The sequence below is a fragment of the Actinophytocola sp. genome (genome assembly GCF_035762905.1).
Lineage (GTDB): Bacteria > Actinomycetota > Actinomycetes > Mycobacteriales > Pseudonocardiaceae > DASYTH01.
On record NZ_DASUCC010000144.1, the window covers coordinates 1 to 22,206 of the forward strand.

Genomic DNA, 22,206 nt, shown 5'->3' on the forward strand with positions numbered 1-22,206 from the left:
GGCTGCTGGGGCCCGGTCGTCAAGTGCAACGTACCCAAACGCGGCTGGATCAACGGCGTGGGCGGCTGCCCCAACGTCGGCGGCATCTGCATCGCCTGCACCATGCCCGGCTTCCCCGACAAATTCATGCCCTTCATGGACCCGCCGCCCGGGTCGAGGGTGTCCGCGGCCGGGAGCAAGGTCTACGGCGGCGTGATCAGGCGGTTGCGCAAGATCACCGAGCGCAAGGCCGACCGCGAGCCGGCGTGGCGCAAGAAGGGTCGCGAGCTGACGACCGGGTACAAGGCTTCCTGGTGAGCCGATGACCGCTGCGTTGGACCGGGCGCGGGCGATCGCGGACGCCGTGCTCTACGAGGGTTACCTGCTCTACCCGTACCGCGCCGCCGCGGCCAAGAACCAGGTGCGGTGGCAGTGGGGCGTGCTGATGCCGCCCGGCTACGCGGCCGGTGGCACCGGCGAGCACTCCTGGTGCGGCAGCGAGCTGCTGGTGGAGCCGGGCGAGCACGCGAGCCTGCATGTCCGGCTGCGATTCCTGCAGGTGCAGGCCAGGACGGTGGAGATCCCCGACGGCACCGGGTACCGCCCGGTGCCGTCGATCACCGCGGACGGCGTCGAGCACACCTCGTGGGAGGAGGCGGTCGAGCGCGAGGTCGACGCCGTGCTCCGGTTCGCCGACCTGCTCGGCGCGGATCGCCGTGTTCCGTTCCACGTGGACGGTGGGGAGGATGTCGAGCCGATCCCCGGTCCGCGGCGGGCCCGGCTGGTGCGCAGGCGCAACCCGCTGTCCGGCGAGCTGTCGCTGCGCGCGGAGCCGCTGCCCGGTCCGTTCGGCGGGCTCAAGCTGCGGTTGCGGGTGACGAACACCTCGACCTGGCACCTGCCGCAGACCACGAGGGCCGCGGCGCTGCACCATGGGCTGATCGCCACGCATGTGCTGCTTTCGGTGTCCGCCGGCAGCTTTCTGTCGCTGCTCGACCCCCCGGAGTGGGCCTCGGTCGCCGCGGCGGAGTGCGTCAACGACCGGATCTGGCCGGTACTGGTCGGCGACCCGGATCGGCGGGACACCGTGCTCTGCTCGCCGATCATCCTGTACGACCACCCGGTGATCGCCGCGGAGAGCCCGGGCGACCTGTTCGACGGCACGGAGATCGACGAGATCCTCACCCTGCGCACGATGACCCTGACCGACGCGGAGAAGCACGCGGCCAGGGCCACCGACGACCGGGCGGCCGAGCTGATCGACCGGGTGGACAACCTGCCGGCCGAGTTGCTCGAGCGGCTGCACGGCAGCGTGCGCTACCTGCGCTCGATCACCGCGCCGACCCCGGAGGAGCCCGCCGACCTCGCCGCGCGGCCGGAGCTGCCGTGGTGGGACCCGGGCGCGGACGCCTCGGTGTCCCCGCAGACCGACACCGTGCGGGTGTCCGGAGTGGAGGTCGGCCGGGGTGCGCGGGTGCGGCTGCAACCGCACGGGCGGGCCGACGCGCACGACATGTTCCTGGCCGGCCGCACGGCCCTGGTGCACGCGGTGCTGCTCGACGTGGACGGCGAGCGGTACCTCGCGGTGACCGTCGAGGACGACCCGGGCGCCGAGCTGTTCGCCGCACACGGCCGGTACCGCTACTTCCGACCGGACGAGGTCGAGCCGCTATGACGCCGACGGTACTGGTGGCCGGCATCGGGAACATCTTCCTCGGCGACGACGGGTTCGGCGTCGAGGTGGCTCGCAGACTGTCCGAAGTGGACGTTCCGGAATCGGTCCGGGTGGCCGACTACGGCATCCGCGGCATGCACCTGGCCTACGACCTGGCCGGCGCCGGATACGAGCTGATCATCCTGGTCGACGCGACCGGCCGGGGCGAACCGCCCGGCACGGTCTACGTGATCGAGTTGGACCCGGCATCCGGGGACGACGTCGCGCCGGTGCTCGACGCGCACGGGATGCAGCCGGATGTGGTGCTGCGCCTGGTGCGCACGCTCGGCGCGGACCCGGGCCGGGTGCTGCTGGTCGGGTGCGAGCCGGAACGGTTGGACCAGCGGATGGGGCTCAGCCCGGTGGTCGAGCGCGCGGTGGGCACCGCCGTCGACCTCGTGCGCCACCTCGTCGCGACGCACGGTTCTGGCGCGAGAGCGAAGGAGCAGCCATGTGCCTCGGCATTCCCGGTGAGGTGATCGAGATCCTGACCGACCGGCCGGACCTGGCCAGGGTCGACGTGAGCGGGGTGAAACGGGCGATCAACATCGGCCTGCTGGCCGAGGAGGAGATCAAGCCGGGCGACTGGGTGCTGATCCACGTCGGGTTCGCGCTGTCCAAGATCGACGAGGCGGAGGCCAAGGCGGCCATGGAGTTCCTCGAGGGGATCGGCAAGGCCTACGAGGACGAGTTGGCCGCGCTGCGCGACTCGCAGATCGTTTAGGAGTTGAGGTCATGCGGTTCGTCGACGAGTTCCGGGACGCCGAGAAGGCAAGGGCGCTGTCCGCCAAGATCACCAGCCTGTGCGAGCCCGGCCGCGAGTACAAGTTCATGGAGGTGTGCGGCGGGCACACGCACACCATCTACAAGCACGGACTCGAGGACTACCTGCCGGAGAGCATCACCTTGATCCACGGGCCGGGCTGCCCGGTGTGCGTGATCCCGATGGGCCGGATCGACGACGCGATCCACATCGCCCGCCGGCCCGGCGTGCTGATGACCTCGTTCGGCGACATGATGCGGGTCCCGGGCAGTGACGGGAACTTCTTCGACTCCAACGCCGAGGGCACCAACATCCGGATGGTCTACTCGCCGCTGGATTCGCTCAAGATCGCGCGGCAGCACCCGGACCAGCAGGTGGTGTTCATGGCCATCGGGTTCGAGACCACCGCGCCGTCCACCGCGATGACCGTGCTGCGCGCGGCAAAGGACGGCATCGAGAACTTTTCCGTGTTCTGCAACCACATCACGATCATCCCGGCGATCAAGGCGATCCTGGACTCGCCGGATCTGCGACTCGACGGGTTCATCGGACCGGGCCACGTGTCCACCGTGATCGGCTGCCGGCCCTACGAGTTCATCGCGGCCGACTACGGCAAGCCGATCGTGGTCGCCGGGTTCGAGCCGCTGGACATCCTGCAGTCGATCTACCTGCTGATGCTGCAGCTGAAGGAGGGCCGCGCGGCGGTGGAGAACCAGTACTCCCGGGTGGTTCCGTGGCAGGGCAACAGCACCGCGCTGCGGGCGATCGCCGAGACGATGGAACTGCGGCCGTACTTCGAATGGCGCGGGCTCGGCTTCATCTCCCACTCGGCCCTGCGGATCCGGGAGAAGTACGCGAGGTTCGACGCCGAACTGCACTACCAGGTGCCGGGCGTGCGGGTCGCCGATCCCAAGGCGTGCCAGTGCGGGGAGGTGCTCAAGGGCGTGCTGAAGCCGTGGGAGTGCAAGGTGTTCGGCACCGCATGCACCCCGGAGACGCCGATCGGCACCTGCATGGTCTCGCCGGAGGGAGCCTGCGCCGCCTACTACAACTTCGGCCGGTTCACCCGGACCCGGGTGCGGGAGGCGAGCATTTCATGAGCGCCAACCAGACCGTGCAGCCGTCCGAACGGGAGCAGCAGGTGCTCGACCGGATCGAGAAGGCGCGGCGGCGCCGGGCGAAGGTCCGGGAGGAGCGGATCACGCTGGCCCACGGGTCGGGCGGCAAGGCGACCCAGACGCTGATCGACGCGATCTTCCTCGAGGCGTTCCGCAACCCGCTGCTCGAGCCGCTCGAGGACGCGGCCGTGCTGGCCGTCGGCGGCGGCCGGCTGGCCCTGACCACCGACTCGTTCGTGGTGTCCCCGCTGTTCTTCCCCGGCGGGAACATCGGTGATCTCGCGGTCAACGGCACGGTGAACGACCTCGCCGTGTCCGGCGCCCGGCCGCTGTACCTGACCGCCGGGTTCATCCTGGAGGAGGGCTTCCCGGTCGCCGACCTGATGACGATCGTGGACTCGATGCGGGCCGCCGCCGACGCGGCCGGCGTGTCGATCGCCACCGGGGACACCAAGGTGGTGCAGCGCGGCAAGGCGGACGGCTGCTACCTCAACACCGCCGGGGTCGGTGTGTTCGAGCACGAGCGGCAGTTGGGCGTCGCCACCGCCAGACCCGGCGACGCGGTGCTGGTCTCCGGCCCGATCGGCGAGCACGGGGTGACGGTGATGCTCGCCCGCGGCGAGCTGGACATCGAGGCGGACCTGGTCTCCGACACCGCACCGGTGCACGGCCTGGTGGCCGGCCTGCTGGCCGCCACGTCCGGTGTCCGGGCCATGCGGGACGCCACCCGCGGGGGCGTGGCCACGATCCTCAACGAGGTGGCCAAGGCGGCCAACGTGGCCGTCGTGGTCGACGAGGAGCGCATCCCGGTCGGCACCGAGGTGCGCGGCGCCTCGGAGTTGCTCGGCATCGACCCGCTCTACGTCGCCTGTGAGGGCCGGATCGTGGCCATCGTGGACGGTGCCGAGGCACAGACCGCGCTGGCCGCGCTGCGCCGGCACCCACTCGGTGCGCAGGCGGCGGTCATCGGCCGGATCAAGGCCGACCCGCCCGGCCTGGTCCTGCTGAACACCGTGTTCGGCGGGACCCGGATCTGCGACCTGCTGGTCGGCGACCCGTTGCCGCGGATCTGTTGACATGCACGAACTTTCCCTGACCCAGGCCGTGGTCGATGCGGTAGAGGAGCGACTCGGCGACGCGCGGATCAGCTGTGTCCGCCTGGAGATCGGCAAGCTTTCCGGCGTCGTGGCGGACTCGGTCCGGTTCTGCTTCGACCTGGTCGTCGAGGGCACCACGCTGGCCGGTGCCCGGTTGGAGATCGACGAACCGTCCGGCGCGGCGCGGTGCCGGGACTGTGCCGAGGAGTTCACCGTGGACGATCCGATCGTGCTGTGTCCGGCGTGCGACGGGGCCAATGTGGCAGTGCTGTCCGGTCAGGACATGCTGATCAAGTCGGTGGAGGTGAGCCCCGCATGTGTGCCACCTGCGGCTGCTCGGTGAGTCCCGGCCCGCCCGCCCACGACCACGCTCATGGTCACGGGCACACCGTCACGCTGGAGCAGAAGGTGCTGGCCCGCAACGACGAGCTGGCCGCGCGCAACCGCAGCTGGCTCACCCAGCGGGGAATCCGCGCGGTGAACATGATGAGCTCACCCGGGTCGGGCAAGACCACGCTGCTCGAGCGCACGATCCGGGACCTGGCCGGCGAGACCGACATGGCCGTGGTGGAGGGCGACCAGGAGACCTCCTTCGACGCCGACCGGATCGATGCCACCGGATGCAGCGTGGTCCAGGTGAACACCGGCGCCGGCTGCCACCTCGACGCCGAGATGCTGGCCGGTGCGCTGCGCGCGCTCGACCCGCGGCCGCGATCGGTGGTGTTCATCGAGAATGTCGGAAACCTGGTGTGCCCCGCGCTGTTCGACCTCGGCGAGACCAGCCGCGCCGTGGTCATGTCGGTCACCGAGGGCGCCGACAAGCCGCTGAAGTACCCGTACATGTTCCGCATCGCGGACATCGTGGTGCTGAACAAGATGGACCTGTTGCCCTACCTCGACTTCCCGGTCGACCGGTTCCGGCACTACCTGGACCGGGTGCGGCCGGGAGCCACGGTGCTCGAGGTCTCGGCCACCAAGGGCGACGGCATGTCCGGCTGGTATTCCTGGCTACTGGATGCAGTAGACGGCGAACGCTGAGTTGATCACGGGTTGGGCGACGTTGCGCACCCGGACGCCTCCGGCGGTCAGGCCCTGCTCGCAACCGAAGTGGGCGTGGCCGTGGATGGCGAGGTCGGTGCCGGCGGTGTCGATTGCCTCGCCGAGCAGGTATGAGCCGAGGAACGGGTAGATCTCGGGCGGCTCACCGCGCAGCGTGTCCGCAGTCGGTGCGTAGTGCGTGAGCGCGACCCGGACGTCGACGTCCTCCATCGAGTCCAGCGCGTGCCGCAACCGGTCGGCGATCTGCCCGGTGTGCGCGATGAACGCCTTCATCTCCGGCTCGCCGAACGCACTGCCGCACTTGCCGGCGAAGCCGCCGCCGAAGCCCTTGACCCCGGCCACGCCCAGCCGCGCATCCCCTACCTCGACCACCATGCTGCCGCCTTCGAGCACCCGGATCCCGTTGTCCTCGAGCAGCCCGGCGATCGCCTCCTGCTGGTCGCTGTGGTAGTCGTGGTTGCCGAGCACGGTGATCACCGGAACCGGCAGGTCGGCGAACTCGTCGGCCACCACCTGAGCCTCGTCCAGGGTTCCGTGCCGGGTCAGGTCGCCGGCGACCAGCAGCACGTCCGCGTGCTCGCCGACATTCTCCAGGGCCGGCCGCAACCTGCCCCTGGCGTCCTCGCCGAGGTGCACGTCACCGACGGCGGCGATCCGGATCACCGCAGGTCCTCCCTCCCGCTCGGCTCACCGGCGTTGGTCACCCGAACATCGTTGTATATCTCCAGGTTCGGTGCGATCTCAGCCAGCACGCGGGCCAGCTCGTCGCGCCGCTGCTCGGAAACCACCTGTCCGGACAGCAGAACGTGCTCGCCGCGCACCGTCACCCGCACACCGAGCTCGGTTGTGCGCGGATCCTCGGCCAGCGCCTGGCGCAACCGCGCCGCCCGGTACTGCGGCGCATCCTGGTCGGTCGTCATGGGGTTCCTTCCGGTAGTCCGTCGCCGGAGGCGATGTTCAGCCGCGCGACCAGCAGCAGGAACGCCTCGGCGAAGGGTGAGGACGCGGTCTGCTCGCCCAGCCGGGTCCAGTCGATCTGCTCCCGCAGGGCCCGGGCGATGGTCAGCAGCAGGCTGAAGTCGCACCGGTGCTCGCTCAGCGTGAGCAGCTTGTTGACCAGCACGTCGGTCGCGTTCTGCACCGGTGCGAGGGTCCCGCCGACCCGCATCTCCTCGGCACGCTCCAGCGTCTGCTCGGTCACCGGCCGCTCGTTCGGCCGGAACAGCAGATCCACAAGGCGATCGCCGTCGTACACCTTGGTCAGCCAGTCCTCGGCCGCCTCCGCCGCGCGCATCCCGGCACCGACCAGCGCGCTCACCGCCGCCGGCACGTCCTCTTCCCGCACCAGCAGGTCCAGGTCGTGTTCGGTCGCCGGCCCGCCGCGCGCGTAGACCGCGCATCCGCCGGTCACGGCGAACGGCACGTCCGCATCGCGCAGTGCCTTGGCCACCCGGGCCAGGGTGCGCAGCAGCGCGTCCTGATCGCTGCGAATCGACTCGATCGCCGTTACTCGCCCCATGTCAGGACGGTTACCACGCGCCCGAGGGACACAAACGACCGGAACGGGGGTATGAGACGCGGTTCGGTGGGTAGCCGACCAGAGGGAGACAAGAGAGAGGAAGGTGGAGCTTGTGTCTGTGACGAGTGCCGAAACCGGCCACGTGACAGGGACGAAGGACAAGGACTACAACCTCATCTGGTTCGTGGAGGCCTGCCTGAGCAACACGCTGCGCCTGGACACCTACATCCAGGACGCCGAGCGCGAAGGTGACCAGGAACTGGCGAAGTTCTTCCGCAAGGCCCAGGGCGAGAGCCGCAAGGGTGCCGAGCAGGGCAAGGAGATGCTGCGCAACCGGATGAGCTAGTCCACAACGGACGGTGCGCGGCGCCCGGTTTCCCGGGCGCCGCGCACCGTCTCATCCGGAGGTCAGGTCGTGAACGGCGCGCCCGCGCCCTCCGCCCGGGTGCGGCCCTTGCGGCCGGTGACCGAGAGCGGCTCGGCGATGTCCTCCAGCGAGCGGCGTTCGGCGTCCACGGCGCAGAACCGGGCCACCGCGCCACCGGCGATCATGAACGTTGCGCCCAGCAGGTAGCCGATGAACAGCGGGAACGGACGCGACCCGTCGCCGATCAACGCGCCGTAGATCACCGGACCGAGCGCCCCGAAGCACTGCGCGATGGCGAAGAACACCGCGATCGCCTTGGCCCGCACCTCGAGCGGGAAGATCTCGCTCACCGTCAGGTAGGCGGAGCTGGCTCCGGCCGAGGCGAAGAAGAAGATCACGCACCAGCAGATCGTCTGCGTGACGGCGTTGAGTGCCCCGGCATAGAACAGGAACGCGCTCACCGCGAGCAGCCCGCCGGACAGGATGTAGGTTCCGGAGATCATCGTGCGGCGGCCGATCGTGTCGAACAGCCGGCCGATGGTCAGCGGTCCGGCCAGGTTGCCGACCGCGAACGCGATCAGGTAGATCGGCGTCATCTCCGCCGGCACCCCGTAGAACTTGCCGAGCACCAACGTGTAGGTGAAGAAGATCGCGTTGTACAGGAACGACTGGCTGATCATCAGGGAGGCGCCGAGGACCGCCCGGCGCGGATAGTCCCGGAACAGCACCCGGGTCAGCGTGACATAGCCGATCTTCTCCGCCGGCTTGACGTCCATTGCCTTGCTCTCGTCCACCGGCGGCAGTTCCTGGCCGGAGTCGCGCACCTCCTGCTCGATCATGCTGATCGACTTCTCGGCTTCCTCGTTCCGGCCGTTCATCACCTGCCAGCGCGGGCTTTCCGGCAGGTTGCGGCGTACCAGCAGGATCACCACGCCGAGCACCGGACCGAGCAGGAAGCCCAGCCGCCAGCCCAGCGACAGGTCGACCACGTTGAGCAGGATGAACGTGCCCAGCGTGCCGATGATCGCGCCGGCCCAGTAGGTGCCGTTGACCGCGATGTCCACCCGACCCCGGTACTGGGCCGGGATCAGCTCGTCGATCGCGGAGTTGATCGCGGCGTACTCACCGCCGATGCCCATCCCGGCGATGAACCGGGTCATGTACAGGAAGAACACCCAGAAGCCGTCGTTGCCAAGGGTCAGCGCGGTCAGGCCGCTGCCGAACAGGTACACGCCCAGGGTGATCATGAACAGGTTCCGCCGGCCGAGCCGGTCGGACAGGCTGCCGAACACCAGCGCGCCGACCACCTCACCGGCCAGGTACACCGTCGCCATCAGCCCGACCGCGGTCGAGGACATGTTCAGCGTCTCGGGCTTGGTCAGCGTCTCCGCCACCGCGCTGGCGACGGTGATCTCCAGGCCATCCAGGATCCAGGCCACCCCCAGGGCGATCACCATGCGGGTGTGGAACTTGGACCAGGGCAACCTGTCGATCCGCGCCGGAATCAGGGTGCGCACCACACCGGTTGCCGCCGTGTTGGGTGTTGCCACCATGACGACCTCCAGGGTTAACGACTGCCGGCGAGGATTCCCAGGTCAGGCCCTGGTAAACGGTCGTCACGCTGCGTTATCCGGAAGTGCGTTCCGTGTCGGTGTCGTCGCGGGTCGGCACGGCGAGCGGTCGCAACCGGGCCCACAGCAGGAACCCGGCCGCGGCGAGCACCATGCAGATGCCCGCCCACAGATTGACGTTGACGCCGGCCGACTTCTCGATGTCCGCGTCGGAGGTGAAGGCGAGTCCCAGCACGGTGAGCACCAGGCCATACACCCCGATCAGCAGCGCGATGACCAACCGGAGGTCGAACGCGCGGGATGGCGTGGTCATGTCGGCTCCCTAGAAGAAGAAGATGTTCATCAGGACGGTGAGGCCGAGCGCGATCCCGGCAAGCAGGGTCGGGTTGCGGTACCAGCCGGCGTCGGCGCCGGTGGTCTCGTGTTGCCGGTCCGCCTTGGGAGTCAGCGAGTAGACCAGGCCGGCCAACTCGGCGTCCGGTTTGGGGACGGTCCGGTAGGAGACGACGACGCTGACCGCGATGTCCACCGCGAACGCCAGTCCGGCGCCGACGAACGCCGAGCCCTGCCCGGGCAGCGCCCACACCCCGGACTCGGACAGCACGAACACCCCGACCGCGGTCAGGATGCCGCTGACCAGACCGGCCCAGCCGGCCGTCGGCGTCATCCGCCGCCAGAACATGCCCAGGATGAACGTGGCGAACAGCGGCGCGTTGAAGAAGGAGAACAGCTGCTGCAGGTAGTCCATCAGGTTCGTGTAGTTGGCCGCGATGAACGCGGTGCCGATCGCCAGGATCGTCGCCCCGGCGGTGACCATTCGGCCGAACCGCAGGTAGTAGCCGTCCGGCCGGTCCTTGACGAAGTAGTCCTGCCAGATGTCGTAGGTGAACACGGTGTTGAACGAGCTGAGGTTGGCCGCCATGCCGGCCATGAACGAGGCCAGCAGGCCGGCGATGGCCACCCCGAGCATCCCGTTGGGCAGCAGGTCGCGCATCAGCAGCAGCAGCGCGTCGTTGAACGTGGCTCCGCTCGGCGCGGCCTGCTCGGCCAGCAGCGCCTCCTTGTTCTCCCCGGCCAGTTCCGCGACCGACACCCCGGCGACCATGCCCGGGATGATCACCAGGAACGGCACGAAGATCTTCGGAAACGCGCCGATGATCGGCGTGCGCATGGCCGCGGACATGCTGCGGGCCGCCATGGCGCGCTGCACCTCGACGAAGTTCGTCGTCCAGTAACCGAACGAGAGGACGAACCCGAGCCCGAAGACCAGGCCGAGCACGGAAAGGAAGTTGCTGCCGAACCCGGTGAGCTGGTTGCCCGGCCAGGTGTGCACCTGCGCCGGGTCGGACACCCGGTCGACCAGACCCTGCCAGCCGCCCACTTTGTACAGCCCGATGAGGGTCAGCGGCAGCAGCGCGGCCACGATGACGAAGAACTGCAGCACCTCGTTGTAGATGGCCGCGGACAGCCCGCCGAGCGCGGTGTAGGTCAGCACGATCGCCGCGGCCACGATCACCGAGACCCAGATCGGCCAGCCGAGCAGCAGGTCGATCACGCTGGCGAGCAGGAACAGGTTGATCCCGGCGATGAGAATCTGGGCCGTGGCGAACGAGATCGCGTTCACCAGGTGCGCCGGCTTGCCGAACCGCCGCAACATGAACTCCGGCACGCTGCGCACCTTGGAGCCGTAGTAGAAAGGCATCATCACGATGCCGAGGAACAGCATCGCGGGCACCGCGCCGATCCAGAAGTAGTGCGCGGTCGGCATCCCGTACTGCGCCCCGTTCGCCGACATCCCCATGACCTCGATGGCCCCCAGGTTGGCCGCGATGAACGCCAACCCGGTCACCCACGCCGGCAACGACCGTCCAGACAGGAAGAAGTCGAGACTGGTCGACACCTGCCGCCGCGCCACGTACCCGATCCCCAGAACCAGCACGAAATAGAACCCCACCAACGCGTAATCCACCGCGTTGGCATCCAACTGCACATCAGCCTCGGCCAGCACGTACAACCCACTCACCTCCAGAGCCCATACTCAGTAAGGAGAGCACGAGTGATCACGTCTCGCTGGACACGAGCGCACCGGCGGGCGATGGGCGGTCAGGCCGGCCGCGGCGAGTCGACCAGTTCGATGCCGAGCGCGACGACGCCGAGCGCTTCTCGTTTGGGGGGATAGATCTGGCGGATGTTCGTCAGCTGCTCCGTGCGCGTCGCCAGTGGGTTGACCGAGCGGACATCCTCGTCGTCGAACATCTCTTCGAAACTGCGGTAGTGGGCAACCCGGGTGACCCGGGTCAGGACTCCGTCGCCCTGACACCGGAATCGGATCAGCGCACCCACGTTGATCTTCTTCCGACTGGAGTCGTTGACGCGGATCTCGGTCGTCTTGCGATGGGTCGTCCTCCCTCATGGCCGGCAGCCGAATCGCGTACGCCACGCTGGCCAGCGGATGTTGGATCGGGTTGTCGCCTGGTTGGGTGAAGGTGGGGGAGGGGTGGGCGTCGGGGAGGAGTTAACCGGGTAGAACCGGTACTTGTAAGGCGAATTTAGCAATTCTTGGCGTGTCGCGGCGGGCGATGTGCTCGTAGGATGGGCTCGCCGCCAACCGGGTGCTTCCGGCTGGGCCTGCTGTGCGCCACTGCGGTGCGGGAGGGGTGGGTCGTGGTGTCGAAGCAACACCGAACGATGGACGTCAAGACGGAACTGCGGACGGCGCCGCTGGCCAGGCGGGAGCCCGTCGTGCACCGGCAGCCGGTGCCCGTTCCCGGCCGGTACCTGCGCACGGCGGTGGACAGCGTGCTCGAGCAGCTGTCCAGTGACCCGGACGTGCAGGTGCTGCACCGGTGCGACGACACGTTGCGCGGGGCGCTCGCCTGGACCGCGGCCGTTGGGGACACCTGCCGGGTTGCCGCCGCGGTGCACGCCGTGCGGGACGCCCGGCTGCGGCTCGACGCCGAGGACCCGGACCAGGCGCGACTTGCCCTGCTCACCGCGCGGGACGGTCTGCGCCTGACCATGCCGAGCCCGCGCGCGTCGGCCCGGTAAATTCTTGCCGGATGGATGATGAGCTGGGCGCGCTGGCCGGCGCGCACGGAGTCGCCACCTGGTACGAGGACACACAGCGCCGCCGCGTCGCGGTCTCCGACGACGTCGTGCGCGCCGTGCTCGCCGAGTTGGGGGTGGACGCGGGCAGCGCACGGGCGGTTCGGGCCGCGCTGGCCGATACCCGCGCGGACCGCACCGCCGTACCGGACCCGGTGGTGATCAGGCAGGGCGACCGGCCGGAGATGACCGGAGAGCTGACCACCGAGGACGGCACCGTCCTCGCCGTGCCCGACCGGCTACCCGCCGACCTCCCGCTCGGCTGGCACACGCTGACCACGACGGACCGCGAGATCACCGTCGTGGTCACCCCGCGCCGGCTGCCCGCCGTGCCGCCGGCCTGGGGCTGGCAGGTCCAGCTCTACGCGCTGCACTCGGCCGGCACGCAGGGCATCGGCGACCTCGCCGACCTGAGCGCGTTCGCCACCGGCTCCGCCGCGCTTGGCGCCGGGGTGCTGCTGGTCAACCCGGTCCAGGCGATCACGCCGAGCACGCCGGTGCAGCGCTCGCCCTACTCCCCGTCGAGCCGGCGCTTCGCCAACCCGCTCTACCTGCGCGTCCCCGGCGTCGAGCCGGTCCGGCGCCCGGACCTGATCGACTACGACGCCGTGTGGGCCACCAAGCTGGCCGCCCTTGAGCGGATGTGGGCCGGCCAGCTCACCGTCGCCCGGCTCGATCCCGACCTCAGGGACTTCGCCACGTTCTGCGCGCTGGCCGAGCGGCACGGTCCGGACTGGCGCAAGTGGCCGGCGGCGCTGCGCCATCCGGGGAACCAGCAGGTCGCCGAGGCGCGGGCCGATCTGGCCGACCGGGTGGCCTTCCACGCCTGGCTGCAGTCGCTGTGCGCCGGGCAGCTCGACGACGCCCGGGCGGCGGCGCACCGGGCCGGCATGGCGATCGGCATCGTGCACGACCTTCCGGTCGGGGTGGACCCGGGCGGCGCCGACGGGTGGGCGCTGCAGGACGTGCTGGCCTCCGAGGTCACCGTCGGCGCCCCGCCCGACCCGTTCAGCCAGAGCGGCCAGGACTGGAACCTGCCGCCCTGGCGTCCGGACCGGCTGGCCGCCGCCGGTTACCGCCCGTTCCGGGACGTGATCCGCGCGGTGCTCGCGCACGCCGACGGCATCCGGGTGGACCACGTCGCCGGGCTGTGGCGGCTGTGGTGGATCCCGCCGGGCTACCCGCCGGACCAGGGCACCTACGTGCGCTACGACGCCGAGGCGCTGGTGGGCATCCTCGCCCTCGAGGCACACCGGGCGTCGGCGATCGTGGTCGGCGAGGACCTCGGGACGGTGTCCGACGAGGTGACCGCGACGCTGCACGAGCGCGGCCTGCTCAGCTCGGCGGTGCTGTGGTTCCAGCGCGACCAGGACGCGCCCGGCGAGCCGCTGCTGCCGCCGCGCCGCTGGCCCCGGGCGGCCATGGCCAGCATCTCCACCCACGACCTGCCCACCGCTGCCGGCTTCCTGCGCGCCGAGCACGTCCGGGTGCGCGCCGAGCTCGGCCTGCTCACCGACCCGGCCGCCGAGCTGGAGCGGGCCGGGGCGGAACGTGCCGAGTTGCTCGAGCTGCTCGCCGGGCACGGTCTGCTCGACCCGGATCCGACCGAGGAGGATCTGGTCGTCGCGCTGCACGCGCTGCTCGCCACCGCCGCCAGCACGCTGTTGCTGACCTCTCCGCAGGACGCCCTCGGCGAGCCCCGGCAACCGAACCTGCCGGGCACGGTCGACGAGTACCCGAACTGGCGGATCCCGTTGCCGGTCACGGTGGACGAGTTGCTCGGCCACCCGGCGGTGCGGCGAGCCGTGGCGGTCTTGGGCAGGGCCCGCCCGCACGAACTACCGTGACAGTGCGACTAATTCGAGAGGAGTGCGCGTGCGGCCCTGGCCCGGTTCCCCCTACCCGCTCGGTGCCACCTATGACGGTGCCGGCACCAACTTCGCGCTTTTCTCCGAGGTCGCCGAGCACGTCGACCTGTGCCTGTTCGACAGCGACGGGACCGAGTCCAGGATCCGGTTGCCCGAGGTCGACGGCTTCGTCCATCACGGTTACCTGCCCGGCATCGGACCCGGCCAGTGGTACGGCTACCGGGTGCACGGCCCGTACGACCCGGCCCGCGGACTGCGCTGCAACCCCAACAAGCTGCTGCTCGACCCGTACGCCAAGGCGGTGGGCGGCGAGGTGGACTGGGACGAGTCGGTGTTCGGCTACCGGTTCGACGCGCCGGACGAGCGCAACGACGCCGACTCCGCGCAGCACACCGTGTTCGGCGTCGTGGTCAACCCGTACTTCGACTGGGACAACGACCGGGCACCGCGTACCCCGTACAACGAGAGCGTCATCTACGAGGCGCACGTCCGCGGGCTGACCAAGCGGCATCCCGAGATCCCCGAGGCGATGCGCGGCACCTACTCGGCGCTGGCCCACCCGGTGATGATCGACTACTTCACCCGGCTGGGGGTCACCGCCGTCGAGCTGATGCCGGTGCACCAGTTCCTGCACGACAGTGGACTGGTGCAGCGGAACCTGCGCAACTACTGGGGCTACAACACGATCGCCTACTTCGCCCCGCACGGTGGCTACACCTCGATGCGCGGCCGGGGAAACCAGGTGCAGGAGTTCAAGGCGATGGTGCGCACCCTGCACGAGGCCAACATCGAGGTGATCCTCGACGTGGTCTACAACCACACCGCCGAGGGCAACCACCTGGGCCCCACGCTGTCCATGCGCGGGATCGACAACGAGGCGTACTACCGGCTGGAAGAGGATCAGCGCTTCTACACCGACTACACCGGCACCGGAAACTCGCTCAACGCAAGGAATCCGCACACCCTTCAGCTGATCATGGACTCGCTGCGCTACTGGGTGACCGAGATGCGGGTGGACGGCTTCCGGTTCGATCTGGCCGCGACACTGGCCCGGGAGTTCTACGACGTGGACCGGCTGTCGGCGTTCTTCGACATCATCCAGCAGGATCCGGTGATCAGTCAGGCGAAGCTGATCGCCGAGCCGTGGGACGTCGGGCCCGGTGGCTACCAGGTCGGCAACTTCCCGCCATTGTGGACGGAGTGGAACGGGAAGTACCGGGACACCGTCCGGGACTTCTGGCGGGGCACCCCGGAGACGCTCGGCGAGTTCGCCTCCCGGATCACCGGCTCGTCCGACCTCTACCAGGACGACGGCCGCCGCCCGTTCGCCTCGATCAACTTCATCACCGCGCACGACGGGTTCACGCTCAACGACCTGGTTTCCTACAACGACAAACACAACGAGGCCAACGGCGAGGACAACCGGGACGGCCACGACGACAACCGGTCGTGGAACTGCGGCGCCGAGGGCCCGACCGACGACGAGAAGGTCAACGAGCTGCGTGCCCGGCAGCGCCGGAACATGATCGCCACGCTGCTGCTGTCCCAGGGCGTGCCGATGCTGTTGCACGGCGACGAGTTCGGCCGCACCCAGGGCGGCAACAACAACGCCTACTGCCAGGACAACGAGGTGTCCTGGGTGGACTGGTCCTTGGCGGAGGCCAACGCGGACCTGTTCGAGTTCACCGCCGCCGTCACGGCGCTGCGCAGCAACCACCCGGTGTTCCGGCGGCGCCGGTTCTTCGCCGGGCGCCCGATCCGCAAGGGCGAGGAGTTGCGCGACATCGCCTGGTTCACCCCGGCGGCGCAGGAGATGTCCGAGCAGGACTGGGAGAGCGACTTCGGCCGGTGCATCGTGGTGTTCCTCAACGGGGAAGGCATCTCGGACCTGGACAAGCGCGGCGAGCGGGTGGTGGACGACTCGTTCCTCTGCGTGTTCAACGCGCACGACGAGGACATCGAGGTGACCGTGCCGGACGCCAGTTACGGCCGGCGCTGGGCGGTGGTGCTGGACACCACCAGCGGCGTCGTGCTCGACGGCGACCTGCCGGCCGAGGTCCGCACCGTGCCGGCCGGCGACACGCTGCCGGTCACCGCCCGGTCCCTGGTGTTGCTGCGGCGGGTGGAGGACGGCGGGTGACGGTGCCGGCCTCCACCTACCGGTTGCAGCTGCACCGGGGGTTCGACCTGGACGCGGCGGCCCGGCTGGTCGGTTACCTGGACCGGCTCGGTGCCGGCGCGGTCTACACCTCGCCGCTGCTGACCGCCGCGCCCGGCTCCACCCACGGCTACGACGTGGTGGACCCGAGCCGGGTGAACCCCGAACTGGGCGGCGAGCCGGCCCGGCTGCGCCTGGTGCACGCGGTGCGCCGGTCCGGGCTCGGGTTGGTCGTGGACATCGTGCCCAACCACATGTCGGTGGCGGTGCCGGCGGCCAACCCGTGGTGGTGGGACGTGCTCGCGCACGGCCGGGAGTCGCGCTACGCCTCGTACTTCGACATCGACTGGGACCGCGGGCCGGTGCTGCTGCCGGTGCTCGGCGAGGAGCCCGAGCCGGCGGTGGAGGTGCGGGACGGCCGGCTGTCCTACCACGAGCATGAGTTCCCGCTGGCGCCCGGCACCTCGAGCGCCGAGCAGCAGCACTACCGGCTGGTGTCCTGGCGGCGCGGCAACGCGGAGTTGGGCTACCGGCGGTTCTTCGACATCACCACGCTGGCCGGGGTGCGGGTGGAGGACCATGACGTGTTCCGGGCCACGCACGCCGAGCCGTTGCGCTGGGCTCGGTTCGGCGAGTTGGACGGGCTGCGGGTGGATCATCCGGACGGGCTGGCCGATCCCGGCGGGTATCTCCGCGAGCTGCACGCGGCCACCGGCTGCTGGCTGGTGGTGGAGAAGATCCTCGAGCCGGGCGAGTCGCTGCCCGGGTCCTGGCCGGTGCACGGCACCACCGGGTACGAGGCGCTGCGCGCGGTGTGCGGGGTGTTCGTGGATCCGGCGGGGGAGCGGCCGCTGACCGAGCTGGCCGCCGGGTTCGGCCTGCCCACCGATTTCGCCGCCGTGGAACGGGAATGCCGGCGGCTGGTGGCCACGACCGCACTGGTCGCCGAGGTGCGCCGGATCGCCGCGCTGGTGCCGGCGGACCGGGCCGACGCGGCGGTCGCCGAGCTGCTGGCGGCGTTTCGCGTGTACCGGTCGTACCTGCCGGAGGGGCTCGAGCACTGGACCGCGGCGGTGGAGTCGGCCCGGGCGGCCCGGCCCGACCTGGCCGATATTCTGTCTACAGTGGACAAAGAGGTGCGGGCGGATCCGGGCGGGGAGCTGGCCAGGCGGATCCAGCAGACGTCCGGGATGGTGGTGGCCAAGGGAACCGAGGACACCGCGTTCTACCGCTATACCCGGTTCGTTGCGCTGAACGAGGTCGGCGGCGCCCCGGACCGGTTCGGCGTTGCGGTGGGGGAGTTCCACGCCGCCGCCGCGGCCCGCGACTCCGGCTGGCCGCTCAGCATGACCACCCTGTCCACACACGACACCAAGCGGTCCGAGGACGTGCGGGCCCGGCTGGCCGTGCTGGCCGAGCTTGCCGGGGACTGGGCCGAAGCGGTGCGCGACTGGTCGGCGCGCCGGCCGCTGTCCGAGGCGTCGCTGAACCTGCTCGGCTGGCAGTCCCTGGTCGGTGCCTGGCCGATCACCGCCGAGCGGCTGGCCGCGTACCTGGACAAGGCGGCCAAGGAGGCCAAGTTGCGCACCTCCTGGACCGACCACGACGAGGAGTTCGAGGCGGAGGTGCTGGCCTGGCCGGCGGCGGTGCTCGCGGACCCGGCGCTGTCCGCCGAGGTCGCGGCGTTCGTCGAGCGGATCAGGCCGGCCGGCTGGTCCAACTCGCTCGGGCAGAAGCTGGTCCAGCTCGCCGGGCCCGGGATTCCCGACGTGTACCAGGGAACCGAGCTGTTCGATCTGTCCCTTGTGGACCCGGACAACCGCCGGCCGGTGGACTTCGCCGAGCGGGAACGGCTGCTGGACCGGCTGGAGTCGGGCTGGCGGCCGGACCTCGACGAGACCGGTGCGGCCAAGCTGCACGTGGTGCGCACCGTGTTGCGGTTGCGGCGGGCCGAGCCCGAGCTGTTCACCGCGTATCGCCCCGTGTTCGCCGAGGGCGCCGCCGCCGGGCACGCGCTGGCCTTCGCCCGGGGCGCCGGCTTCGACCTGGTCGCGGTGGCCACCCGGCTGCCGGTCGGCCTGGAGCGGGCCGGCGGCTGGCGGGACACGGTCCTGCCGCTGCCCCCGGGCGACTGGGTGGACCTGCTGACCGGGTCGCCAGTGGGCTCGGTCCGGCTGGCCGATCTGCTGGCCCGGTACCCGGTCGCGCTGCTGCGCCGGGGGCGGCCGTGATCTCGGTCTGGGCGCCGCACCGGGACCGGGTCCGGCTACTCGGCGCCTCGGCCGTGCTCGCGATGGAGCGGGACGAGCGCGGCTGGTGGCACGCCGAGGCACCGGTCACCGACTACGCCTTTCTGCTCGATGACGACGACGCCAACCCGTTGCCCGACCCGCGTTCGCGCTGGCAGCCGAACGGCGTGCACGGCCCGACCCGGCGCTACGACCATTCCGCGTTCACCTGGACCGACCAGCGCTGGACCGGCCGCGCCCTGCCCGGCAGCGTCCTCTACGAGCTGCACATCGGCACCTTCACCCCGGCCGGCACGTTCGACGCGGCCGTCGAACGCCTGGACCACCTGGTCGACCTGGGCATCGACCAGGTCGAGGTGATGCCGGTCAACGCCTTCGACGGCGCGTCCGGGTGGGGCTACGACGGGGTGGCCTGGGGCGCGGTGCACGAACCGTACGGCGGTCCGGACGGCTTCAAGCGGTTCGTCGACGCCTGCCACGCCCGCGGGCTCGGCGTGCTGCTCGACGTCGTCTACAACCACCTCGGCCCGTCCGGCGCCTACCTGGACCGGTTCGGCCCGTACTTCGCCGGCCGCAACATCTGGGGCCCGTCGCTCAACCTGGACGGCCCCGACTCCGACGAGGTGCGCCGGTACGTGCTGGACAACGCCCTCGACTGGCTGCGCCACTACCACCTGGACGGCCTGCGCCTGGACGCGGTGCACGCCCTGGTCGACCGCAGCGCCACCCACCTGCTCGAGGAACTGGCCGCCGAGGTCGACGCCCTGGCCACCGGCCTGCGCCGCCCGCTGTCCCTGATCGCCGAGTCCGACCTCAACGACCCCCGCCTGATCACCTCGCGCGAGGCCGGCGGCTACGGCCTGACCGCCCAGTGGAGCGACGACATCCACCACGCCCTGCACGTCGCCCTCACCGGCGAAACCCACGGCTACTACGCCGACTTCGCCGCCCCCGGCGCCCTGCCCGGCACGCTGGGCTCGGCGTACTTCCACACCGGCACCTGGTCGTCCTTCCGCGGCCGCACGCACGGCCGCCCGATCGACCCGGCCCGCACCCCCGGCCACCGCTTCGTCGCCTTCCTGCAGAACCACGACCAGATCGGCAACCGCGCCACCGGCGACCGCCTTGCCGCAACCATCTCCCCACAACGCCAACTCGTCGGCGCCGCGATCCTGCTGACCTCCCCGTACACCCCGATGATCTTCATGGGCGAGGAGTGGGCCACCGAGGCCCCCTGGCAGTTCTTCGCCTCGTTCACCGACCCCGAGCTGGCCGAATCGGTGCGCACCGGCCGGCGCCGCGAGTTCGCCGAACACGGCTGGGCGCAAGCCGAGGTCCCGGATCCGATGGACCCGGCCACCCGCATCCACTCCACCCTGCCCTGGGACGAGCTGTCCACCCCGCGGCACCGGGCCGTCCTCGACACCTACCGCGCCCTCATCCAGCTGCGCCGCACGCACCCCGAGCTGTCCGACCCGCGGCTGGACCGTTACACCATCACCGCGGCCGACTCCTGGCTCCTGCTGCACCGCGGCGCACTCCGCGTCGCCGCCAACCTCGCCGACACCCCCGCCACCATCCCCCTGGACAGACCCCCCACCCAGCTACTCCTGTCCACCCCCAACACCACCCCCACGCTCACCCCGGACACCATCACCCTCCCCCCCGACACCTTCACCATCCTCACCACAACCTGACCCCAACCCCCAATCTGGTGCCTGTCCACGTGGATCACTGAGGAAAGTCTCGGCCCAACAACGCAACCTCAGGGGCACCGTGACGCAACCCAGCCACAATCAACCCGCCAACCGCCACCGGCTGGAACGCAACAACAGCAGTTAATTCCGGAGAGGCGGAAATGCGTGGACCCAGCGTCGTTGCCAGGGGGTCTCGACGGCGCGCGGGTGATAGTGCGCGCGGGTCCAGGTGACGGCCTCGGCTGCGGGCACCCCGGACAGGATCGCCAGGCACGCCATCACGGTGCCGGTGCGGCCGATCCCGCCGCCGCAGGCGACCTCGACCTCGGTCCCGGAGCGCGCGCGGGCGTGCAGGTTCCGGATCTCGACGATCGCGGCGGCGCGGTCGCGGGGGAGCCGGAAGTCCGGCCAGTCGATCCAGTCGTGCGGCCAGGTCAGGGTGTGCTCGTGCCGGGTGCGGAGGTGCGCGGTGCCGAGGTAGAGGCCATATCCGGGTGGGGGACCGGTCGGGACGCCGTCGCGCAGGCCACGGCCGCGCACCCAAGTTCCATCGGGGAACACAGTCGCGCCGGCCAGCTTCGGGGTCGTCATACCGGTCATTGTGGCCCGCCGGCCGGCGGGCGGAACGAAGCGCGGAAGGTCAGTTACCGGAGCGCGGTGCCGGCGGCTCGCCGATGCCTTCCTCCGGACGCAGCCCGAGCGCCTCAAGCAGCATCCCGCAGTCGTCCGAGTCGGTCGCGGCCGAGGCGACGGCCCGCACAGCACGCATGCGGCGGGCCCGTAACTGCGCGGGGTCCTCCGCCACCACGTCGTGCGGAGCGGTGACGAGCTGGTCAATGGTCACGGGCAACAACGGTCAACACCTCCGCATATCTTCGGGTTTCTGCGACTACCCGCATCCTCCCGCTCCGAAACCGCATCTGGCTTGAGTCGTGCTGCAGGCGCAGCCGGATGTGTTGGTACCTAGGAGAAATCGCGGACGTTCGCCGAGGTCACCGGCGCGTAGACGAGCAGTTCGTAGGCCGCGGTCAGCACGTGCGAGACCCGCACACCGATCAGCGCCGGGTCGACCCGGTTACCGAACCGGTCGCCGCGGCGCGCCGCGTCCCGGGACAGCGTGCGGTGCGGCCCGCCGGGCGGAGGTCCGCACAGCCGCGCCGGCACCGGGCCGAACAGGGTGACCGACGGGGTGCCGAACGCGTAGGCCAGGTGTGCGATCCCGGTGTCGCCGGAGATCACCAGCCGGGCCTCGGCGACCAGCGCGGCCAGGTCCAGCAGGCCGGTGCGGCCGGCGAGCACGGCGCCGGCCGGCAGCCCGGCTCGGCCGGCCAGCCGGGCGGCCAGATCCCGTTCCGCCGCCGACCCGGTGACCACCACCGGGTAGCCGGCCGCCCGCAGTTCGCCCGCCACCCGGGCGAACCGGTTCACCGGCCACCGCTTGCTCTCGTAAGCGGCCCCGGGATGGATCACCACCGCGCCCGGCGCCTGGCTGGGCACCCCGGGCGGTTCCAGCCGGAAGTCCCCCGGGTCGGCCGGCACCCCGGCCCAGCGCAACAGCCGGCACCAGCGGTCCCGCCCGTGCAGGTCGGCGACCCAGGCCGGCCCGGTCCAGCCGTGCCCGGCGTGCCCGATCCGCTGCGCCGGCCGCAGCGCGTCGAGCACCGCGGTGCTCTGCGGGCCGGCGCCATGCAGGTTCACCGCGATGTCCGGCCAGGCCGCCCGCTGCGGCAGCGGCACCAGGCCGGGCACCGGTAACAGCGTGTCGGCGCACTCGGCCAGGCTGACCAGCGCGCCCAGCCAGCCCGGCGCGGCCAGCATCACCTCGTGCTCGGGCCAGGCCCGGCGTAACGCGCGCAGCGCCGGAACGGCGACCAGGAAGTCGCCGAGCCGCAGGGCCCGGAGCGCGACGATGTGACCGGCCATGCCATATGAGTACCCCGTT

At 70.6% G+C, this 22,206-nt stretch carries 22 protein-coding genes and 2 pseudogenes; 14 read left to right on the plus strand and 10 right to left on the minus strand.

The features are described 5' to 3' along the window. The 8 genes and pseudogenes from VFV67_RS30360 to hypB form a co-directional block, all read left to right on the plus strand. Positions 1–297 (plus strand): annotated as a pseudogene (locus VFV67_RS30360) (hydrogenase expression protein HypE); the annotation flags it as partial. Positions 298–301: 4 nt separating this feature from the next. After that, on the plus strand, positions 302–1,654 hold the full coding sequence (locus VFV67_RS30365) for a hypothetical protein (RefSeq protein WP_326474116.1): 1,353 nt from the start codon (positions 302–304) through the stop codon (positions 1,652–1,654). Continuing rightward, entirely contained in the window at positions 1,651–2,172 is a 522-nt protein-coding gene (locus VFV67_RS30370) for a hydrogenase maturation protease (protein WP_326474117.1), read from the plus strand. Before VFV67_RS30365 ends, VFV67_RS30370 begins: the two co-directional genes overlap by 4 nt. After that, positions 2,145–2,417, plus strand: a complete 273-nt coding sequence (locus tag VFV67_RS30375) for a HypC/HybG/HupF family hydrogenase formation chaperone (protein WP_326474118.1) — start codon at positions 2,145–2,147, stop codon at positions 2,415–2,417. The genes VFV67_RS30370 and VFV67_RS30375 overlap by 28 nt, the downstream gene beginning before the upstream one ends. Before the next feature lie 11 nt (positions 2,418–2,428). Continuing rightward, positions 2,429–3,556, plus strand: a complete 1,128-nt coding sequence (gene hypD, locus VFV67_RS30380) for a hydrogenase formation protein HypD (protein WP_326474119.1) — start codon at positions 2,429–2,431, stop codon at positions 3,554–3,556. Continuing rightward, positions 3,553–4,650, plus strand: coding sequence for a hydrogenase expression/formation protein HypE (hypE, locus tag VFV67_RS30385; RefSeq protein WP_326474120.1), 1,098 nt, complete (start codon positions 3,553–3,555; stop codon positions 4,648–4,650). Before hypD ends, hypE begins: the two co-directional genes overlap by 4 nt. 1 nt (position 4,651) lies before the next feature. Beyond that, entirely contained in the window at positions 4,652–5,014 is a 363-nt protein-coding gene (hypA, locus tag VFV67_RS30390; protein ID WP_326474121.1) for a hydrogenase maturation nickel metallochaperone HypA, read from the plus strand. Continuing rightward, the gene (hypB, locus tag VFV67_RS30395; protein ID WP_326474122.1) at positions 4,987–5,709 is read left to right on the plus strand and encodes a hydrogenase nickel incorporation protein HypB; all 723 of its coding nucleotides are present in this window, start codon (positions 4,987–4,989) and stop codon (positions 5,707–5,709) included. Before hypA ends, hypB begins: the two co-directional genes overlap by 28 nt. Here the strand turns inward: hypB and VFV67_RS30400 are convergent. Genes VFV67_RS30400 through VFV67_RS30410 form a run of 3 tightly spaced genes read right to left on the minus strand, consistent with a single transcriptional unit; the run spans position 5,680 to position 7,249 of the window. Beyond that, on the minus strand, positions 5,680–6,393 hold the full coding sequence (locus VFV67_RS30400; protein WP_326474123.1) for a metallophosphoesterase family protein: 714 nt from the start codon (positions 6,391–6,393) through the stop codon (positions 5,680–5,682). The two genes, hypB and VFV67_RS30400, sit on opposite strands and share 30 nt — an antisense overlap. Further along, positions 6,390–6,650 carry a BON domain-containing protein gene (locus VFV67_RS30405; RefSeq protein ID WP_326474124.1) on the minus strand — a complete coding sequence of 87 codons (261 nt, stop codon included), beginning with the start codon at positions 6,648–6,650 and terminating at the stop codon, positions 6,390–6,392. The genes VFV67_RS30400 and VFV67_RS30405 overlap by 4 nt, the downstream gene beginning before the upstream one ends. Then, on the minus strand, positions 6,647–7,249 hold the full coding sequence (locus VFV67_RS30410; protein WP_326474125.1) for a nucleotidyltransferase family protein: 603 nt from the start codon (positions 7,247–7,249) through the stop codon (positions 6,647–6,649). Before VFV67_RS30410 ends, VFV67_RS30405 begins: the two co-directional genes overlap by 4 nt. 142 nt (positions 7,250–7,391) lie before the next feature. Between VFV67_RS30410 and VFV67_RS30415 the strand changes: the two genes are divergently transcribed. Next, positions 7,392–7,595: a hypothetical protein gene (locus VFV67_RS30415; RefSeq protein WP_326474126.1), complete on the plus strand. Its 204-nt coding sequence runs from the start codon at positions 7,392–7,394 to the stop codon at positions 7,593–7,595. A gap of 62 nt (positions 7,596–7,657) precedes the next feature. Here the strand turns inward: VFV67_RS30415 and VFV67_RS30420 are convergent, their stop codons facing one another. The 4 genes and pseudogenes from VFV67_RS30420 to VFV67_RS30435 form a co-directional block, all read right to left on the minus strand. Then, on the minus strand, positions 7,658–9,169 hold the full coding sequence (locus VFV67_RS30420) for an MFS transporter (protein ID WP_326474127.1): 1,512 nt from the start codon (positions 9,167–9,169) through the stop codon (positions 7,658–7,660). A gap of 73 nt (positions 9,170–9,242) precedes the next feature. Further along, the gene (locus tag VFV67_RS30425; protein WP_326474128.1) at positions 9,243–9,500 is read right to left on the minus strand and encodes a hypothetical protein; all 258 of its coding nucleotides are present in this window, start codon (positions 9,498–9,500) and stop codon (positions 9,243–9,245) included. Between the two features lie 9 nt (positions 9,501–9,509). Continuing rightward, positions 9,510–11,201, minus strand: a complete 1,692-nt coding sequence (locus VFV67_RS30430) for a sodium:solute symporter family protein (protein ID WP_326474259.1) — start codon at positions 11,199–11,201, stop codon at positions 9,510–9,512. An 89-nt stretch (positions 11,202–11,290) separates the two neighbouring features. Then, positions 11,291–11,569 (minus strand): annotated as a pseudogene (locus VFV67_RS30435) (hypothetical protein); the annotation flags it as partial. A gap of 306 nt (positions 11,570–11,875) precedes the next feature. Between VFV67_RS30435 and VFV67_RS30440 the strand changes: the two are divergent. Genes VFV67_RS30440 through treZ form a run of 5 tightly spaced genes read left to right on the plus strand, consistent with a single transcriptional unit; the run spans position 11,876 to position 20,264 of the window. Then, on the plus strand, positions 11,876–12,235 hold the full coding sequence (locus VFV67_RS30440; RefSeq protein WP_326474129.1) for a hypothetical protein: 360 nt from the start codon (positions 11,876–11,878) through the stop codon (positions 12,233–12,235). 11 nt (positions 12,236–12,246) lie between these two features. Beyond that, on the plus strand, positions 12,247–14,139 hold the full coding sequence (gene malQ, locus VFV67_RS30445) for a 4-alpha-glucanotransferase (protein WP_326474130.1): 1,893 nt from the start codon (positions 12,247–12,249) through the stop codon (positions 14,137–14,139). Positions 14,140–14,167: 28 nt separating this feature from the next. After that, positions 14,168–16,300: a glycogen debranching protein GlgX gene (glgX, locus tag VFV67_RS30450; RefSeq protein ID WP_326474131.1), complete on the plus strand. Its 2,133-nt coding sequence runs from the start codon at positions 14,168–14,170 to the stop codon at positions 16,298–16,300. Further along, entirely contained in the window at positions 16,297–18,549 is a 2,253-nt protein-coding gene (treY, locus tag VFV67_RS30455; RefSeq protein WP_326474132.1) for a malto-oligosyltrehalose synthase, read from the plus strand. The genes glgX and treY overlap by 4 nt, the downstream gene beginning before the upstream one ends. Continuing rightward, positions 18,546–20,264, plus strand: a complete 1,719-nt coding sequence (gene treZ / locus VFV67_RS30460) for a malto-oligosyltrehalose trehalohydrolase (RefSeq protein WP_326474133.1) — start codon at positions 18,546–18,548, stop codon at positions 20,262–20,264. Before treY ends, treZ begins: the two co-directional genes overlap by 4 nt. 141 nt (positions 20,265–20,405) lie before the next feature. Here the strand turns inward: treZ and VFV67_RS30465 are convergent, their stop codons facing one another. The 3 genes from VFV67_RS30465 to VFV67_RS30475 all read right to left on the minus strand — a co-directional run bounded on the left by VFV67_RS30465 (position 20,406) and on the right by VFV67_RS30475 (position 22,187). Then, positions 20,406–20,855, minus strand: a complete 450-nt coding sequence (locus VFV67_RS30465; protein WP_326474134.1) for a protein-tyrosine phosphatase family protein — start codon at positions 20,853–20,855, stop codon at positions 20,406–20,408. A 49-nt stretch (positions 20,856–20,904) separates the two neighbouring features. Next, positions 20,905–21,108 carry a hypothetical protein gene (locus VFV67_RS30470; RefSeq protein WP_326474266.1) on the minus strand — a complete coding sequence of 68 codons (204 nt, stop codon included), beginning with the start codon at positions 21,106–21,108 and terminating at the stop codon, positions 20,905–20,907. A 119-nt stretch (positions 21,109–21,227) separates the two neighbouring features. Next, positions 21,228–22,187, minus strand: coding sequence for a glycosyltransferase family 9 protein (locus tag VFV67_RS30475; RefSeq protein ID WP_326474135.1), 960 nt, complete (start codon positions 22,185–22,187; stop codon positions 21,228–21,230). Positions 22,188–22,206: the final 19 nt, after the last annotated feature.